Genomic DNA, 15,085 nt, shown 5'->3' on the forward strand with positions numbered 1-15,085 from the left:
TTCCCATTCCGAACAGAGAAGTTAAGCCTGATCACGCCGATGGTACTGCGTAACAGTGGGAGAGTAGGTAGTCGCCGTTTTGAAGAAGTCCCCCGTAGATAGAAATATTTACGGGGGATTTTGTGTTATAGCTATGGCCCGTTCCCTTATTCACCGTCTTTTAATGTTATTTCAGTCATTAGCCATTTCCCATTCTCTTTCTCAACTTTAACAATCGGATAAATGTAGTTCCAGCGAGTTCTCTTGTTCTCATAATCAGTGTAGAATTGCAAAGTAGTAAACCAGGCATTTCCTTTCTTTGTCATCTCAATGATCTCAACACCATCATAAGGTTCTTGACTCCTAATCCAATAATAGGATAAAAATTCGGAGCAGAAATCAATGTATCTAAAAGCGTTTGTTGTACTTTCATAATCTTCCCAATCAACATTCTCCATATGTATGATACAACATTTAGCGATTTCCACTTCCCTGTCCATGAATTTCCTTGAGATCGTTTTGAGTTTCCTTAATTGCTTGAAATAAGGTTCAAAGTTAGCTTTGCATTTTCCGTTTTCTCCCTTCACAAAAAAATATCTGTAGGCCGTCGTGTCGTCTGTTGCTGTTATGCGTTTTAGATACCAGTCGTAAAATGACGTGGAAACTTTTTTGATTATTTCTTTTTCTTCCTCTTTGTTCTTTTTCTGATTCAAGGAAGTTTTGTCACTTTTGAGCATGTTCCCAGCTGTCAGCTCTTGTGCTTTGGGCTTGCTGATGCCTAGAAAGAACAACATCCCGGCAATGAGTATTAGTAAGGGGAGCTTTTTCATCATTTGTTTTTTCCACATTGAAAAGCTTAGTGTTTTATTCTTTTTAGTCAAGAATCTGTCCAAATATAATGATCTTTTTTGAGATTATACAGGATTATTTCTGACTTTTTTCTCGAAAATCAGCTTCAATTCTGGCGTTTTCGTCTATCATGTTTGTCAGTTCAGGTTCAATCAGCGGCAGCAAGTCTTCCGCTAATAAATACATGTTAGTTGAAAACAAGATCGGTATTCTGTTCTCATCTTCCTTGTAGTTTTTCTTGGCATTCTCAATATTACGGTAAATGCTTAAAATGGCTTTTGCGGGTTTTATTCCACCAGGAATTGCACTGGGCAGCCAACTTTTAAATTTACTACTAATCTTTAGTGGATCTGGTGGCAATGGGAAATCCGGAATCGTATCACAATAAGCATAATATAGCCAAATCTCAAAGCACGGGTTGCTGATAATCAGTTGAAAACCTTCACTCTCACATTTAGGCTTAATTCGAAGGAGCTCATTCATAAAATGATCTACGTCCGATATCAGATATATTTTGTCTGCTTCAGCATCCTTATTCTGACTCGTGGCATAACGTGTCTTCTTATACTCGGCCAATTCAAGCATTCCGTCCGGAGATAGTTTTAATGGATCAGCAATAAATTCCAACTTAATGCGCCATCGCTTATCTTTCACAGATATGATCTTGAAATAATCTTTTTCACGTACCTCGCCACCAGATATGAGGATGAAAAAGGCCCTAGGTGGTTCTTCTATATCGGCTTTCTGATAAGTAGACATCTGAATGTCGCTAACAGTTGCGCCTTGAACTTCAACTTCAACGGTTTTCTTTTTAGGTTGATGTAAAGGTTCTTTTTCAGGATTCCCCTTGCTATATGTTCGTTTCACCTCTTCCATCACGACTCGAAATCACCTAGTTGCGGCACAGCGCCGTAACGCCCGTCTAAATATCCGTTTTCGAGATTAATGGTATTGTGTATCTTAAAGTTATTAATGGAATACATTTTTGAATTGCCATTTTCCTTCTCAGTCAGCCATATTTCGTCAGGACGAAGCAGCTCCTGCTGATTTATCAATCGTGTAGTATGAGTTGTAAAAATTAGTTGCCCCTTCGATTGTTTAGCCCCGTAAAACTGTAGTAATGAAAACATCAAATTAGGATGGATGCTGTTGTCTATTTCATCAATAAAGACGACCTTTTGCTTATTGATAGCTTCATATATTGCCGGTATTAATGTCAATAATCGAACAGTGCCATCTGACTGTGTCGTGATTTTCATCTCTTTCTTAAACCCCGACTGCCCCATCTGTTCAAACAAAAGTTCATGTACCGTTTTCACGCCTTTTTTCAATGACACCGAAAATATATTCCGATTATTTTCGATCCTAGAAATACCCGTGTTAGGTTTTAATGGATCATTCTCCATCATCTGTTGCAAGCCTTTGGCATTTTTATGACATGTAACCCATTGATCAAAAGGTGTATCAGCTATCTTCACAGTCTTAATACCCATCCCGATATTCTCAAAAATCTCATTCGTCAGATTCAATAATGCAGTCTGCTTAGACATCAAATCGATTAATGCCGGCACAGTGCTATTTATCGTGACTATCTCTAATTCCTTTTCAAACCATTCAAAAGCTAGCTTAACTTCTTCACTAGTAAGAACCGGGAACTTTTGGTTTAATGGAAGTAGCGATGAATGAGGGTTCATTGTCAATAACTGTTTAGCAGAACTCTCATTACCCAGATAGTCGGATGTAATCCCAGCTCCATTTCGCTTAAACAGCAATTTGTCGGGCGTTTTTCCTAATCCCGATAAATATAGCGATTCTTGAATATTTTTTTTGTCGATTTGCAGATTGTAGACAAAGTACTTTTCCTTGATGAAAAATTCCACATCAAAATTTATCTTCGATTGTTTTACAGTCGTTAGCTGGAAAATATATTCATCTAAATCCAGATCCTTTAAGAAATCCTCGTCAGTTACAAATGATTTAATAAAGCTGATTGCTTTGATGAAGTTCGATTTTCCCGAACCATTAGCCCCATAAATAGCAGCTTGCTTTAACAAAGGAACCGTCATCTCTCCATAGATGTGATTGGGGAAAGAAGCCCTTTTTGGATTAGGAAACATGTCGAATACCGTTTCTTCAAAAAATGACAGGAAGTTCCTGATTTTTAATCGTAGCAGCATGATCTTCAGATTTATAGTTATAGGGCAAAGGTATCACTTTTTTCTAATCCGTGAAATATTCACGGATGTATTTTGCGGATTTAAACTTTATTCGCAGTGGGGAGTATAGAGGGGGGGTGTTGATAGCTTCTTGGGAGTATTTGGGGAGCGCTATCTTCAATTTATTTAATGCAAGTGTGCAAATACTTATAAATGAGTGATTTATATTTGTTTTTTTTTTAATCAAGGAGATGTTTGCACTAGGCTTACGGGTTAAACCACTTGCATTTTTTCTCACACACAAAATAATTTCGAAGGTTTGAAACTTCCATCCTCTTGCTTTACTCCAAATTTCTCTAATGTATTGTTCTTGGGAGTAGCAGTAAAAGCCAGATAAGAAGCATTCCCTCTCATTTTGCGCGAACGCATTACTTCCAGTATCGTATCCTGTGGATCGGGGTATTCATCTTCTCCTCCGTTATTTCCCATTGCACGGTTCATATTATCCGCTGCCGATCCACTTTGGCTACTGTGAGCCTCGTCTATAATCACAGCAAAACGTTTGTCGCTCAAATCGGCGATTCCATCCAAATATTAGCTGTCCGAGAATTATACACGTTTACTTTGCATTTAAACTTACCTTCGATGCTCTTTATATATTCTAAATCAGTTTCAGAATAAACTCCGATGTAAATGCTAAAGAGTTTTTCTCCAGATTGTGCTCCATGCTTTGCTGCTTTGTTGATAGCATCAATAATGTGATGATCGTATTCTCCAAAATTAAATCCAAAACTGACTAGAGAGCCAGTTATCTTACTTAACTGTTCGTAACAGTATGTAAGATAACTATTGTGCATAATATGATTCAATTTTTCTTCGCCATTACCCGAGGTTACAAATATTGGATAATCCTGTTTTTGCATTCTATCTTTAATGTTGTCCAATAAATAGTTTCTGTTTTTATACACTTCTTTTTCGATGGTTGTGCCAGTATCGAAGAATGGTAGAGTCCCATGTAAATAGTGTATGTTTTGTTCTTCTTTATTTTTCCCCCAATATAGCTCAGACCATTCTTCTTCTTTCCCATATTTTACTTCATCCGGATTTAATAATTCTCGACCAAAGCCGTCGATAGCGATAGTTGAATCATTTCTCATTAAAATCCAATAGAGTAACAGATCATAGTTCGTTGAGAATATTTCACCATGTTTGTCTATATATCGTTTTATAAATGAAAAGCAACTCATACTTTTTTCTTCATTAACCTCAAATACATGTTCAGGGTGCAATTCGCTTACTGCCTGAATCAGGCTGCTTTGCAAACGCTCCTTGGCTGCACTTAAATCAGCTACTAATTGGCTATCAGTATTGAATATCTTTGCTATTTCAATGAAATTTTCGAGTTGACGCATGACCAGCTCGAAATTTTTATTATTAATCACTTTAAACAACTTGCTGAGTACTTCATCATCTAGCTGCTCTATAAAGTCATATAAAGCATTGTATGAAAATATGTTAGGATCATAAGCTATGCTAAACCCATTACCCATGATAAGATGCATCGGTGTTTTTCTCTTTGCTAACTTATCTATCACCGATTGATACGATAACAAATCCTGAAACTTTAAATCTGCTGGAATATTACTCATAATCTCGACGTTTTATTTATTATTTACTTTTTTCCTACAACCCCTTTACAGTATTCCTTTTTCGTCAATAGTCATGTAAATTGAATACATTTCTTTATCCTCAATTTTCAGTTTGTGAAATTCAATATCTGAATTGCTTTGAATTTTCTCTGATTCAGCGCAGTTGATGAACTTATGGTAATCTTCAAGGTTTTTTTTCCCTTTATTCTCGTTGTATCGATTTGTCTTAAAGACGATAATGAGTAGAATAGAAATATCCGCTTTTTCTTTATTTTTCGCTGCACTTAATACTCCAGCTGTAGTGTAGAGTAATTGATATCTTAAGTCAAAATGTTGAGGTGGTGATGCTTTGAAAATTCTTTGTAAGAGACCCTCGATTCGTTTGGGTACATTTGTGTTTTTTCCCTCAGATTCACGCTTTTTAGCTGCACGGTATGAGTCTGAGACCTTTCCACCGAATGGCTCATCTACTTTAGCTTCAACCCCGACAAAGATTGTTTTTTTTGAATCAGTGATTCCCCAAATACCCAAGTCATGGACTCGTCCACGGCCATAATCGTCAAATCTTGTTTCTAATTCAGCTGTAGCAGTCTCAAATGTTACATTCTCATTAATCAATTCTGATACAACCTTTTTAATCATTGTTTCGCCATTTAGCTCCATCATGAAATTTGCCAGTTCGCATGCGCTACGACCATCTTGCCACTGCTTTTGCTTATTGGGAGATTGAAGAAAAAGTGCTTCCCAGTCGCTGAGATTGTTAATCTGACCTCCTTTTGAATTTTTGTAATTCATATTTTTGTATTTAAAGTTACACTCTTCTATTAATGAATATGAGCATGTTATCATCCAATGCGAACCTCTAATTTTCTTCTCCCACCTAGAAGAAACCACTCATAAATTCCTCCTAGATTATTTTGTTGTAAAATCCGCCCAAATATAATACTATTTTTTAAATTGACAATATAAGTCATTTTTTAATTTAAAATATATTTAATACGTTTATTTCTAGGTTATATTTGTATTATGATGTTGCTGTTTTTGAAGTTTATATGTCCTGATAATCGCTAGTGCTGTTGTTAAATCCACCCACCTCACACACCAAAATAAAGAGAGGAGCTCCCCTTGTACGGAAAGCCCCTCTCTTCACTTCACACATCACGCAACTGTCACCTGTGCAGTGCGTGGAAATTGATTTTACATATCTCCAATGCCTCTTCGTATATCTCTCGATATTCTTCCTCAATCTCACTGCGGGCGCAATTTTCGTCCTTTAGCTGCCTGAGCACATCTTCGGGAATGTAATCCGTTTTGTACAACTTTCTGAATGCGTCGCCGTATTTCTCTTTGATGCCTTCGAAGCTGCAATAGTAGTAGAAGATGTTGTGCATGGGGTGCCATGTGATGCTTTCATTCCCTTCTATGCGGCTCACGGTGCGTTGATCGATGCTGCTGTGTTTGCTTACCTCTGATTGGGTGATGTTGTACTGTTCTAGGTCGTTGATGCGGATGCAACGAAGTAGATTTGCCGACTGTTCTTTGAACAGATTTAAGTCTTGTTTTTTCATTTGAATTTTAAATGTTGTTTGTTAAACGGCGGCAAAATTAACTAAAATATATTTATAATTCTACTTATCGGTGAATAAAATTATAATATTTATTCTAGGCAATGATGACTAAAATAAATATACAATGCGTTTTAGGAAAATAAGTCTTAATCGTTCGTAATAAAAGTTTTATATTTGCATTGTCATAAGTCATTTGTTGATAATTATACTGGATTTTACAAAGTAATAATAATTGATAATTAGATAACAATATTTTTTGAAGTTATGGAAGATAGAAGAATTGAACGCAGGAGGTTGATGTATCGGGCGGCGGCCATCCAACAGGAGAATGGGTTTTCGAAAAGTGCGGCGCTACTGATGGCGCATGGCATTGAACGCCTTATCGAGGGGATGCATCGGGGTGAGGTGGCTTTTAGTTATACCAAAGAGGATGGGTCGGTGCGCAGGGCGAGGGGCACGTTGGCCGATTATGAGTATTGCTTCAAGCGACCTTATGTGCCACGACCTGAAAATACTTTTGTTGTGTATTTTGATCTCGATAAGCAGGCATGGCGAACGTTCAGGGCGGCCAACTTCCTGAAGATTGAGGCGGATGAGTGAGGAGGCGTTTGCCCTGAACATCTGTCGCCGCTATCGGGTGGACACGCTGCGTGAGGCGATCGACTTTCTGAATGAGGAGGTGGATTTTCTTACTACGCTGGCCGATAAGTTGGAGCCTCTGCCTGCGGAGGGTTCGGCCTACGTGGATGAGGAGGAACGGGAGCGGGAAAGGGAGCAACATTGTCTCGCTTTAGGCATAAATCGATGGGGGTGAGGGGCGTGGGCGCTGTATGAACTGCGTGCTGAACGTGCACGGCGTCGATGGGTTTCGTGCACGAAAAGTACGGTAAACGTGTACGTTTATACTTATTAACAGAATGGAAAACTAGAAAGTGATAAAGGATGGAAAATTGGAGATTTGTGGAAGGAAACGAAGATTATATGGTGTCCGATCAGGGACGGGTGTTGAGCTTAAAGTGTAATGAAACGCGAACCATGAAGGTTAGGATAAAAAATAATGGATACGGGAGTATTATGCTCTGTACAAAAGGGTTGTTTCTCAATTACGCCGTGCATCGGTTGGTGGCGAAGAGTTTTCTGCCGAATCCGACGAACTTGCCGGAGGTGAATCATCTGGATGGCAATAAGTTGAACAATCGTGTGGAGAATTTGGAGTGGTGCGATCATTATGACAACATGCAACATGCCTTGCTGCATGGCCTGTTCAACTCCAAACGGAAGCCTTGCGGGGTGGTGGGCGAGCGGGGAGAGGTGATTCGCCGCTATCGGTCGATGGCGCAACTTTGCAAGGCCGAGGGGTTCGATCGCGGCAAGTTGGGCACACAGTTTCGCACACCTGAGGTGGTTAAAAATCAGTATAATGTAGTATTATTATAATAGTAATAAAAAAGTATGAAAGACAGTATTATCATTCACTGTTCGGCCACTCGCGAGGGGCAGAACGTCACAGCGGCCGACATTGATCGCTGGCATCGTCAACGGGGTTTTTGGAGTATCGGTTATCATTACGTTATCCGCTTGGATGGCACCATAGAAGCGGGACGGGAGGTGTCGGCCGACGGGGCGCACTGCATGGGCTGGAACGAGCGTTCGGTGGGTATTTGCTATGTTGGCGGACTCGATGCGCAGGGCAAACCGAAGGATACTCGTACGGTGGCGCAGCGGACTTCCTTGAAGCGCTTGGTGGAGGCTTTGCGGATGGTTTTGCCGAGCATCGAGCAGGTGCTGGGGCATCGCGATACCAGTCCCGACCTCGACGGCAACGGCATCATCACGCCCAACGAGTATCTGAAGGCCTGTCCCTGCTTCGATGTTTTGTCCGAATTTGGTACTAGAAAGGAGGCGAAATAATGGCACGACCTTTAAAGAGCGGTCTCGACTATTTTCCGCTGGATGTAGACTTCCTGCACGACCGTAAGGTGCGCCGCATCGTGCGCCAAAACGGTTCGGCGGGAATCTCCGCTATCATCGCCCTCTTCTGCGAAATCTATCGCGGCAAAGGCTACTATGTGGCGTGGGACGAGGATTTGTGCTTCGACATCTGCGATCAGACGGAGTGCGGGGCCGATGAGGTGAAAAACATCTTGCAGAGCTGTATCGAGGCTCACCTGTTCGACCCCGATTTGTACGCATTGCATACCATTCTCACCTCCTCCGCCTTGCAGCAGCGTTACCTCAAAATCAATCAAGATTGCAAGCGCAAACGCACCATCGACCCCATCTACTGCCTCATTGCCGGCGATGAACCGCAGGCGGGTGGCGCCGATCTGCCCAAACCTGAAGTCGGGGAGGTTTCTTCCGAAGTAACGGTGGTCAAGGCCGAGGTTTATTCGGATAAAATGCCACAAAACAAACAAGAGAAAACGAAAGTACAGCAGAGTAAAACAGATGAAAACAGACCACAGCAAAGCGCCCCTCGCCCCATCGGCAAAGGCGGGGAGGGAGCGGCTTCGCCTGTAGTTAAGAGTCCGTCTTTAGTTCAATCGATTGATAACCAAGAGAATATAGAGATTAAACCGATCTTGAAGTTAAACCTCGATGCGGTGAATGTGAAGAATGAAAAAACGGTAGAAGCCATCAGCGCCCTCAGTCAGCGACCCGAGTTAGGCGGTCCGGGCGGCGTGTTGTGGAAAGTGCTCGGCGCCCAATACCGTCCGCTGCTCGTTCGAAAAGACAATCCGGGCGACTACATCCTCTGGGTGCTCAACAACCCCAAGCTGTTTGAAGAAACCTATAACAATTATTTACATAAAAAGCTGCGTGGGTGATCGCTCGCTTGCCCGTGTCAATAAATATATTTAGAAATCAACAACGATGGAAAACAACGATTTGATGCTACTCTACACCACTCTCACCAAAACCGAATTGGCGCAAATGTATCTGCCCGAGGCGACGGCTGCCGTGGCTCGTCGCAAACTCAATGAATGGATCCTCCGCAACCAATCTCTTACGGCGGCATTGCTGCAAACGGGATACGGCCACAGCACCCGCATGCTTACTCCCGCACAGGTGCGACTCATCATTCTGCATCTCGGAGAGCCTTGAAAAAAGGAGAGCATTTGTTGCAAGATTTGATACTACAAACGGGAGTAAAATCATCGCATCTTTTTATGGAAAAGTTCGGTATTTGAATAAAAAAAAGTTTTATCTTTGTATGTGTTTAATTGAAAATAGTTTGATGAAATACATAAAGATTATATACATTCCGATTTTTATAATATCATTAGTCATTCTGATGCTATCTTATTATTTTGATAAGGCGAAATTAGCGAATAATGTGGTATTATTTATAGTCTTAATTAGCTCTTCCTTTTTAGGTAGTTTCTATAGCCAATTAAAAATGAAAGAAGAGAGAAAACTCTTTCTCATGAAGCAAATGTTGCCGTTATTGATTCTTTCCTTGGCAGCTATAATTATTAGATATTTTGCTGATTATTTGTTTGTTAGCTGTATTCTGGCGTTTATATTGGGACTTTATACTTTATTGAAACTAATTAAAGTTTAAATGATTCTTCCCTCTTTCTCCCCCAAACATGCAACTACTTACCGTTTCTAACCATTTCGCCATCCGCCGCCTGGTTACTGCCCTACATTTGCATTCGTAATCGATTACGAAGAACAAAAGTTAGTAACAAAAATCAAAACAACTATGCCTTTATTTTACAAACCATTGCAGAGCAATGTTGCCTCCAAGGATGGCAAAAAGAAGTGGCATCCACGTTTGGTGAAGGTGGGCAAGATGATCGACACGCAGAAGATTGCCGAACTCATTGCCGACAAAGCTTCCCTCACGGCTGGTGATGTGCACAATGTGATCCGAAATCTGATGAGCGTGATGCGCGAGCAGTTGCTCAACAGCCGTACCGTGAAGCTCGACGGCCTTGGATCGTTCACCATGATGGCCAATGCCAGCGGCAAAGGCGTGCTCAACGCCGATGATGTTTCGCCTACCCAGATTGTCAACCTACGTGTACAGTTTACGCCAACCGGCATACGTGGAATAGGTGCGGGCGGAACCACTAGGGCCATGTATACCGGCGTTGAGTACCAGCGTTGGACAGGCACTGCCGATGCTGAGACTGGAGGCGATAGCGGCGGAACGACAACTGATCCGGCCAAGCCTAGGGATCCAACCTCTCCTTCCAAGCCTAAGGATCCCCTGGCGTAAGCTTTCGGCAGCCGACTTTGTCACATCGTTTAATCATTCATAGAAGGGGCAGACTTAACCTCATTGGTGGCGCAGGATGCCACATAAGTCCCGAGTCTTTTACTCGTACAAGCCTGTTTTACCCCTTACAAGTTGAAAAACCTTCTGTGACAAGTCGGGTGCCCACCTTTACTTCAAAGGGCACTCACACAATCGGCGGTGAGAGCAAAAAGTCAAAAAAAGTAATCAGAATTTCTAAAACCCTACAACAATGAAAAAGTCAACTTGGGATCTGATCCTGAAAATTATTATCGCCGTGGTTGGTGCCATTGGCGGAGCGTTGGGCGCACAAGCCATGACGCTGTAAGCGCCCTTCCACAATGAACAATCCCCGATTACGATCTTTGGCAACCTGTTACCAAGAATCTGTAGTCGGGGATTTTTACTAATAAAAGAGTGGATCGGCTATCGCTTATCTCAAAACATGCTGTCCCCACTTTTGTGTCCAAACGCAGGATGCAGATCGAAGCGAACAACACCCACCAGCGCCTTATCACCCACGCACTTAGCGATGCGGGCAGTTCCCTCGTTACCAAATCCGGCACATAGTTCAAAGGCAGTAATACCTTCCGAAACTAATTCCAAAACAATTTTCTCAGCTTCGTCATAATCCACCACGCCCACTACAGTTAGCTGAATCACAGGAGAATCAATCACTGCACGATGAACTTTTGGATCGTTCTTTGGCGCAATGTAAATAAATGCGGCTTTTGTTACCATCGTTTTTCTTGTTTTAGTTGAATTTATAGAAGTAACAAAGGTAGCGTTTTTTGCAGAGATTAGTCCTCGCTAATGGTTAAGATATATCCATTATTATCAAAAAGGGCAAATTCCTCTGCGCCGTAAAAGGTTTGATGTATTTCCACTGCGAGATACTCCGTATCTTTTACCTTCTCATAGAGTTCTTTCATACCTTTCATCTTCACATAGAACGTGAGAGCAGCTACTGCGGCACGATCTGCCAGTTGAGAATATTCTTTCTTCAAACTGTGCATTTCTTGAAACATAATCGTCACATTGCCCTGAGCAACCATGGCCCATTCTAACTCTCCTGTTTCAGGATTACTCATGGCCAGCGTAAAACCGAGCACCTCGGTATAAAACTTTACGGTTTCATTTACATTTTCAACCCCAATATTGGGTGACAGCGTTTGATATTCCATCTTGTTTTAGTTTAATATTAATTCATCAACAATCCTCTCGATGATCCAATAAGTATCGATAAGGTATTGCAAGCGCAGGTTAGGGGGACATTCGTTGTACATAAATCAAAGGATGAATCTATCGTGGGATAGAATAGAGGGTCGCATACAGCGTACAGTTATCTATTTAGTGTTCATTATTTGGTCATGTTCACAAATAGTGAACGCACAAATATAATGAACGCTTTTCTTCCGGACAAACAATTTTGTATTTTTATGCTAAGCCCGAGTTCTAAATGAACAAGGATCGATCTATGATTGATTCGTCAGCACAATAGAAGTTTCCACTTGTCTTTCCGGAACATTCCAATATTTTTTCAGCAACACATTCTTCTCCTTCTCTGAAGTCAGCCGGAAGCCATTTTTTCGATAAAAGTCGATGGCCCACGTTGCAGCTTTCCACGTGCCGATGAGGATTGGCTTCTTCTGATTCTCAATAAGAAAGCGAAGTAGTTGTGTGCCAATGCCCCCTTTTCTACATTTTGTGCGGACGTAAGCGTGGCGAATAAGTTTAACATCCTGCACGTTCTGAATGCCCATAACGCCGAGTATCCGGTCATCTTCCTCATAGCAATAGAAGTCAACTCCCTGACCAATCTCATGCAACAGCTCACTCATGGGCATGTATGGCTCCTTCCAGCGGTCGGCCGGAATTTGATTCTTATAAGCGATGGATGCGTCGTTGATGATTTCACAAATCACATCAGTTTCCGATTCTAAACATTTACGTATCATTTTCATTTTTCTTGTTGAGTGGAGAATCTGTAAATTGTGGCATAAAGATACTGCTTTTTTTATTATACGCATCCACTCGTAAACGCACATTCTCACGAATATCCATCCAAAACAGATTATAATCGAAGGAATGCAGATTCCTCATCTGTTTGGTCACTTTGGACGAAAAGTCCGACAAAGAAACCCATAACACTTTTGAGGTCGGTTCAATTCTTGCGCTGACCTCCTGCGGCAATAGTTTGTTGAGACTCAGCAACATACCTGCATTTTGCTCCTTGGCAACCGCTTCGGTTGATGCAGTCCAGGTAAGCGGATTGACACAAAGTGAATCACCCTTTTCTACCTTCACCGATTGTGGCAACTCGCCTTCGAGGTAGCTACGCCAGCCAACAAAACAACCCAAGGCATCGGGGGCCTCGCCCAGCGGAAGGTACTTGAAGGTATCCACAGGCAGTTGATGACCTACCAGATAAGCACAAACCAATTGTTGCTGTAGCGGTTTGCCGTCAAAATAATCGTGCAGCAAACGAATGGCGTGCAAAGTGCCCTGACTGTGTGCGGCAATGAGTATTGGTCGTCCCTGATTATGGTGCGTGAGGTAATACTCGAAAGCCTCTTTTATATCACTATAAGCCAAGTCGAGGGCTCGCTGCGTGGCATCCGACGTTCGGGCAAAGAAACCTTTAATGTGAACCTGCCTATAGCGCGGGGCAAACACACGGCAAGCGGCGTTAAAAGCTGTGGCCTGATTGAGAACGGCTCGCATATCGGTCAAATGATTTAGCGCCGTGTCGTTCAGGTCGGCGTTCCACGGAATATTTTTCATCGATTCAATGAGCTCCCGCTTATCGCTTATGTCACTTAAGATGGTCAGCGGATTGAGTCCGCTCAAGAAAGTTGTGGGATGAAGATAGAACACGTCGGCCGTTTGGTTCTTTATTTCTCCTTTAAGAAAAGAAGGAATACTGTCCGCCGCATTTTGTTTGTCGGGAGAGGCCGCCCAATAAAACGGGTTGCTATAATCCGGTTCCGGCCCCGTGTTGGGAGCTGCTTCTTGATCGAGCATTCGCCCCACGTAATTTTGAATAAATCGTCCTTTCGGGCCATCTGCCGACTCATTTGCCGCACCGGCAAGCATTAATGTGGTGATTGTAGCTCCTCTATTGTTCATCGGTTTTTCCTTTTTTTTGGTTATTCTATGCAAAGATATAATTTAGAATAAAACAAAATAAGCTCTAACTTGTTGAATATTACAGTGCGTTCTTTATTTAATGTGTGCGAGCACGAAGTTTAATTCTTACTTTAAATAATATATAATAAGCGTTATGAAATATGATATTGGAATTATAGGAGGAGGCCCAGCGGGATATAATGCGGGTGAGAAAGCTGCAGCAAGCGGCCTGAAGACGGTTCTTTTCGAGAAGAGTGAAGTTGGAGGCGTTTGCTTGAACGAGGGTTGCATACCTTCTAAAACATTACTTTATTCAGCTAAATTATTAGATAATGCCAAAAGTTCTGCAAAATACGGAATTTTGGTAGAAGGTTCTCCTTCGTTTGATTTGGACAAGATCATTGCTCGCAAGAACAAGACGGTGAAGAAATTGACCATGGGGGTTAAGATGAAACTGACTTCCGCGGGCGCTACTGTTGTACAAGGCGAAGCGGCTATCGCGGGCGAAGAGGGCGGAGAGATTCTGCTGACTTGCAACGGCGAACAGTATGAGGTGAAATATCTGCTGCTTTGTGCCGGCTCGGAAACGGTTATCCCGCCTATCAAGGGGTTGTCAGACGTAGATTTCTGGACTTCGAAAGAGGCATTGGATAATAAAACGGTGCCTAAATCGCTTGCCATTATTGGTGGCGGAGTGATCGGGATGGAATTTGCTTCGTTCTTCAACAGCATTGGCGTAAAAGTGAGCGTTATAGAGATGATGCCGGAGATATTGGGTGTGATGGACAATGAGTCGTCGGCCATGCTTCGGGCGGAATATGCCAAAAAGGGAATCTCTTTTTATCTTGGAGCGAAAGTTATCGAGGTAAATTCGCATCAGGTGATCATTGAAAAAGGGGGCAAGACCCAAGAAATTGAGGCTGAAAAGATATTGGTTAGCGTAGGCCGTAAAGCGGTTCTCAACACGATCGGTGCGGATAAGCTGAACTTGGAGCTTCAGGGCCGCGGTGTGAAGGTGAACGAATATATGCAAACTTCGCACCCGAACGTGTATGCGGCGGGAGATATCACCGGATATTCTATGCTTGCTCACACAGCTATTCGTGAGGCAGATGTGGCGATTAACCACATTGTAGGCGTAGACGACCGAATGAGTTATGATGCCATTCCGGGTGTTGTTTATACGAATCCGGAAATGGCTGGAGTTGGAAAGACTGAAGAGGAGGTGAAAGCTTCCGGAATAAAATATAGTGTGCTGAAACTACCGATGGCTTACGCCGGGCGCTTCGTAGCCGAAAACGAGACGGGCAATGGATATTGCAAACTGATCGTTGATGAAGCGGAAAGCATCATTGGATGTCACATGGTAGGCAATCCTGCTTCGGAACTGATCGTTTCGGTGGGTATCGCTATTGAGCAAAAGTTCACAGTGGAAGATTTTAAGCGGATCATTTTCCCGCATCCAACTGTGGGCGAAATTATACATGAAAGTTTATCTATTTGATGAAG

General features: G+C 42.2%; 19 protein-coding genes and 1 rRNA gene. 9 read left to right on the forward strand and 11 right to left on the reverse strand.

All coding sequences use genetic code 11. The features are described 5' to 3' along the window. Nucleotides 1-80, forward strand: a 5S ribosomal RNA gene (gene rrf, locus BQ5338_RS17240); the annotation flags it as partial. A 66-nt stretch (nt 81-146) separates the two neighbouring features. On the opposite strand, the gene BQ5338_RS00400 is transcribed toward rrf, so the two are convergent. From BQ5338_RS00400 to BQ5338_RS00430, 7 genes are all read right to left on the reverse strand, one after another. Next, a complete protein-coding gene (locus BQ5338_RS00400) occupies nt 147-812 on the reverse strand; it encodes a hypothetical protein (RefSeq protein ID WP_139265138.1) in 666 nt (221 codons plus the stop codon). 91 nt (nt 813-903) lie between these two features. Continuing rightward, nucleotides 904-1,704 (reverse strand): RloB family protein, encoded by an 801-nt coding sequence (locus BQ5338_RS00405; protein WP_071144863.1) that lies wholly within the window; start codon nt 1,702-1,704, stop codon nt 904-906. Beyond that, complete coding sequence (locus BQ5338_RS00410) at nt 1,704-3,005, reverse strand: AAA family ATPase (protein ID WP_071144864.1); 1,302 nt, start codon at nt 3,003-3,005, stop codon at nt 1,704-1,706. Before BQ5338_RS00410 ends, BQ5338_RS00405 begins: the two co-directional genes overlap by 1 nt. Nucleotides 3,006-3,278: 273 nt before the next feature. Further along, nucleotides 3,279-3,575 (reverse strand): hypothetical protein, encoded by a 297-nt coding sequence (locus BQ5338_RS00415; protein WP_205409922.1) that lies wholly within the window; start codon nt 3,573-3,575, stop codon nt 3,279-3,281. Continuing rightward, nucleotides 3,554-4,633: a DUF4917 family protein gene (locus BQ5338_RS00420; protein WP_071144866.1), complete on the reverse strand. Its 1,080-nt coding sequence runs from the start codon at nt 4,631-4,633 to the stop codon at nt 3,554-3,556. The genes BQ5338_RS00415 and BQ5338_RS00420 overlap by 22 nt, the downstream gene beginning before the upstream one ends. A 45-nt stretch (nt 4,634-4,678) precedes the next feature. Beyond that, entirely contained in the window at nt 4,679-5,428 is a 750-nt protein-coding gene (locus tag BQ5338_RS00425) for a DUF6946 family protein (protein ID WP_071144867.1), read from the reverse strand. 374 nt (nt 5,429-5,802) lie between these two features. After that, entirely contained in the window at nt 5,803-6,201 is a 399-nt protein-coding gene (locus BQ5338_RS00430) for a hypothetical protein (RefSeq protein ID WP_071144868.1), read from the reverse strand. Nucleotides 6,202-6,465: 264 nt separating this feature from the next. On the opposite strand from BQ5338_RS00430, the gene BQ5338_RS00435 reads away from it, so the two are divergent. The 7 genes from BQ5338_RS00435 to BQ5338_RS16770 all read left to right on the forward strand — a co-directional run bounded on the left by BQ5338_RS00435 (nt 6,466) and on the right by BQ5338_RS16770 (nt 10,775). Beyond that, a complete protein-coding gene (locus tag BQ5338_RS00435) occupies nt 6,466-6,801 on the forward strand; it encodes an SH3 beta-barrel fold-containing protein (RefSeq protein ID WP_071144869.1) in 336 nt (111 codons plus the stop codon). A gap of 342 nt (nt 6,802-7,143) precedes the next feature. Further along, nucleotides 7,144-7,638, forward strand: coding sequence for an NUMOD4 domain-containing protein (locus tag BQ5338_RS00440; RefSeq protein ID WP_071144870.1), 495 nt, complete (start codon nt 7,144-7,146; stop codon nt 7,636-7,638). Between the two features lie 15 nt (nt 7,639-7,653). Next, nucleotides 7,654-8,112, forward strand: coding sequence for an N-acetylmuramoyl-L-alanine amidase (locus BQ5338_RS00445; RefSeq protein ID WP_071144871.1), 459 nt, complete (start codon nt 7,654-7,656; stop codon nt 8,110-8,112). Continuing rightward, nucleotides 8,112-9,029: a DUF4373 domain-containing protein gene (locus tag BQ5338_RS00450; RefSeq protein ID WP_071144872.1), complete on the forward strand. Its 918-nt coding sequence runs from the start codon at nt 8,112-8,114 to the stop codon at nt 9,027-9,029. Before BQ5338_RS00445 ends, BQ5338_RS00450 begins: the two co-directional genes overlap by 1 nt. 46 nt (nt 9,030-9,075) lie before the next feature. Then, entirely contained in the window at nt 9,076-9,306 is a 231-nt protein-coding gene (locus BQ5338_RS00455; protein WP_071144873.1) for a DUF4248 domain-containing protein, read from the forward strand. A gap of 604 nt (nt 9,307-9,910) precedes the next feature. Further along, on the forward strand, nt 9,911-10,429 hold the full coding sequence (locus BQ5338_RS00465; protein ID WP_071144875.1) for an HU family DNA-binding protein: 519 nt from the start codon (nt 9,911-9,913) through the stop codon (nt 10,427-10,429). A 250-nt stretch (nt 10,430-10,679) separates the two neighbouring features. Continuing rightward, nucleotides 10,680-10,775, forward strand: a complete 96-nt coding sequence (locus BQ5338_RS16770) for a smalltalk protein (protein ID WP_159431297.1) — start codon at nt 10,680-10,682, stop codon at nt 10,773-10,775. Between the two features lie 110 nt (nt 10,776-10,885). On the opposite strand, the gene BQ5338_RS00470 is transcribed toward BQ5338_RS16770, so the two are convergent. The 4 genes from BQ5338_RS00470 to BQ5338_RS00485 form a co-directional block, all read right to left on the reverse strand. Beyond that, the gene (locus BQ5338_RS00470) at nt 10,886-11,188 is read right to left on the reverse strand and encodes a DUF6506 family protein (RefSeq protein ID WP_071144876.1); all 303 of its coding nucleotides are present in this window, start codon (nt 11,186-11,188) and stop codon (nt 10,886-10,888) included. A 59-nt stretch (nt 11,189-11,247) separates the two neighbouring features. After that, on the reverse strand, nt 11,248-11,631 hold the full coding sequence (locus BQ5338_RS00475; protein WP_071144877.1) for a VOC family protein: 384 nt from the start codon (nt 11,629-11,631) through the stop codon (nt 11,248-11,250). A 291-nt stretch (nt 11,632-11,922) separates the two neighbouring features. After that, nucleotides 11,923-12,405 (reverse strand): GNAT family N-acetyltransferase, encoded by a 483-nt coding sequence (locus tag BQ5338_RS00480; RefSeq protein ID WP_071144956.1) that lies wholly within the window; start codon nt 12,403-12,405, stop codon nt 11,923-11,925. Then, nucleotides 12,395-13,576, reverse strand: a complete 1,182-nt coding sequence (locus BQ5338_RS00485; RefSeq protein ID WP_071144878.1) for a DUF3089 domain-containing protein — start codon at nt 13,574-13,576, stop codon at nt 12,395-12,397. Before BQ5338_RS00485 ends, BQ5338_RS00480 begins: the two co-directional genes overlap by 11 nt. A gap of 154 nt (nt 13,577-13,730) precedes the next feature. On the opposite strand from BQ5338_RS00485, the gene lpdA reads away from it, so the two are divergent. Beyond that, nucleotides 13,731-15,080, forward strand: coding sequence for a dihydrolipoyl dehydrogenase (gene lpdA / locus BQ5338_RS00490; protein WP_071144879.1), 1,350 nt, complete (start codon nt 13,731-13,733; stop codon nt 15,078-15,080). The last annotated feature ends 5 nt before the right edge of the window (nt 15,081-15,085 follow it).

The sequence above is a fragment of the Bacteroides ihuae genome (genome assembly GCF_900104585.1).
Taxonomy (GTDB): domain Bacteria; phylum Bacteroidota; class Bacteroidia; order Bacteroidales; family Bacteroidaceae; genus Bacteroides; species Bacteroides ihuae.

Bases quoted from the DNA above. Each gene is read 5' to 3' on its own strand.
- BQ5338_RS00400 (WP_139265138.1), bottom strand. From the start codon at position 812: ATGATGAAAAAGCTCCCCTTACTAATACTCATTGCCGGGATGTTGTTC.
- BQ5338_RS00405 (WP_071144863.1), bottom strand. From the start codon at position 1,704: ATGGAAGAGGTGAAACGAACATATAGCAAGGGGAATCCTGAAAAAGAA.
- BQ5338_RS00410 (WP_071144864.1), bottom strand. From the start codon at position 3,005: ATGCTGCTACGATTAAAAATCAGGAACTTCCTGTCATTTTTTGAAGAA.
- BQ5338_RS00420 (WP_071144866.1), bottom strand. From the start codon at position 4,633: ATGAGTAATATTCCAGCAGATTTAAAGTTTCAGGATTTGTTATCGTAT.
- BQ5338_RS00425 (WP_071144867.1), bottom strand. From the start codon at position 5,428: ATGAATTACAAAAATTCAAAAGGAGGTCAGATTAACAATCTCAGCGAC.
- BQ5338_RS00430 (WP_071144868.1), bottom strand. From the start codon at position 6,201: ATGAAAAAACAAGACTTAAATCTGTTCAAAGAACAGTCGGCAAATCTA.
- BQ5338_RS00435 (WP_071144869.1), top strand. From the start codon at position 6,466: ATGGAAGATAGAAGAATTGAACGCAGGAGGTTGATGTATCGGGCGGCG.
- BQ5338_RS00440 (WP_071144870.1), top strand. From the start codon at position 7,144: ATGGAAAATTGGAGATTTGTGGAAGGAAACGAAGATTATATGGTGTCC.
- BQ5338_RS00445 (WP_071144871.1), top strand. From the start codon at position 7,654: ATGAAAGACAGTATTATCATTCACTGTTCGGCCACTCGCGAGGGGCAG.
- BQ5338_RS00450 (WP_071144872.1), top strand. From the start codon at position 8,112: ATGGCACGACCTTTAAAGAGCGGTCTCGACTATTTTCCGCTGGATGTA.
- BQ5338_RS00455 (WP_071144873.1), top strand. From the start codon at position 9,076: ATGGAAAACAACGATTTGATGCTACTCTACACCACTCTCACCAAAACC.
- BQ5338_RS00465 (WP_071144875.1), top strand. From the start codon at position 9,911: ATGCCTTTATTTTACAAACCATTGCAGAGCAATGTTGCCTCCAAGGAT.
- BQ5338_RS16770 (WP_159431297.1), top strand. From the start codon at position 10,680: ATGAAAAAGTCAACTTGGGATCTGATCCTGAAAATTATTATCGCCGTG.
- BQ5338_RS00470 (WP_071144876.1), bottom strand. From the start codon at position 11,188: ATGGTAACAAAAGCCGCATTTATTTACATTGCGCCAAAGAACGATCCA.
- BQ5338_RS00475 (WP_071144877.1), bottom strand. From the start codon at position 11,631: ATGGAATATCAAACGCTGTCACCCAATATTGGGGTTGAAAATGTAAAT.
- BQ5338_RS00480 (WP_071144956.1), bottom strand. From the start codon at position 12,405: ATGATACGTAAATGTTTAGAATCGGAAACTGATGTGATTTGTGAAATC.
- BQ5338_RS00485 (WP_071144878.1), bottom strand. From the start codon at position 13,576: ATGAACAATAGAGGAGCTACAATCACCACATTAATGCTTGCCGGTGCG.
- lpdA (WP_071144879.1), top strand. From the start codon at position 13,731: ATGAAATATGATATTGGAATTATAGGAGGAGGCCCAGCGGGATATAAT.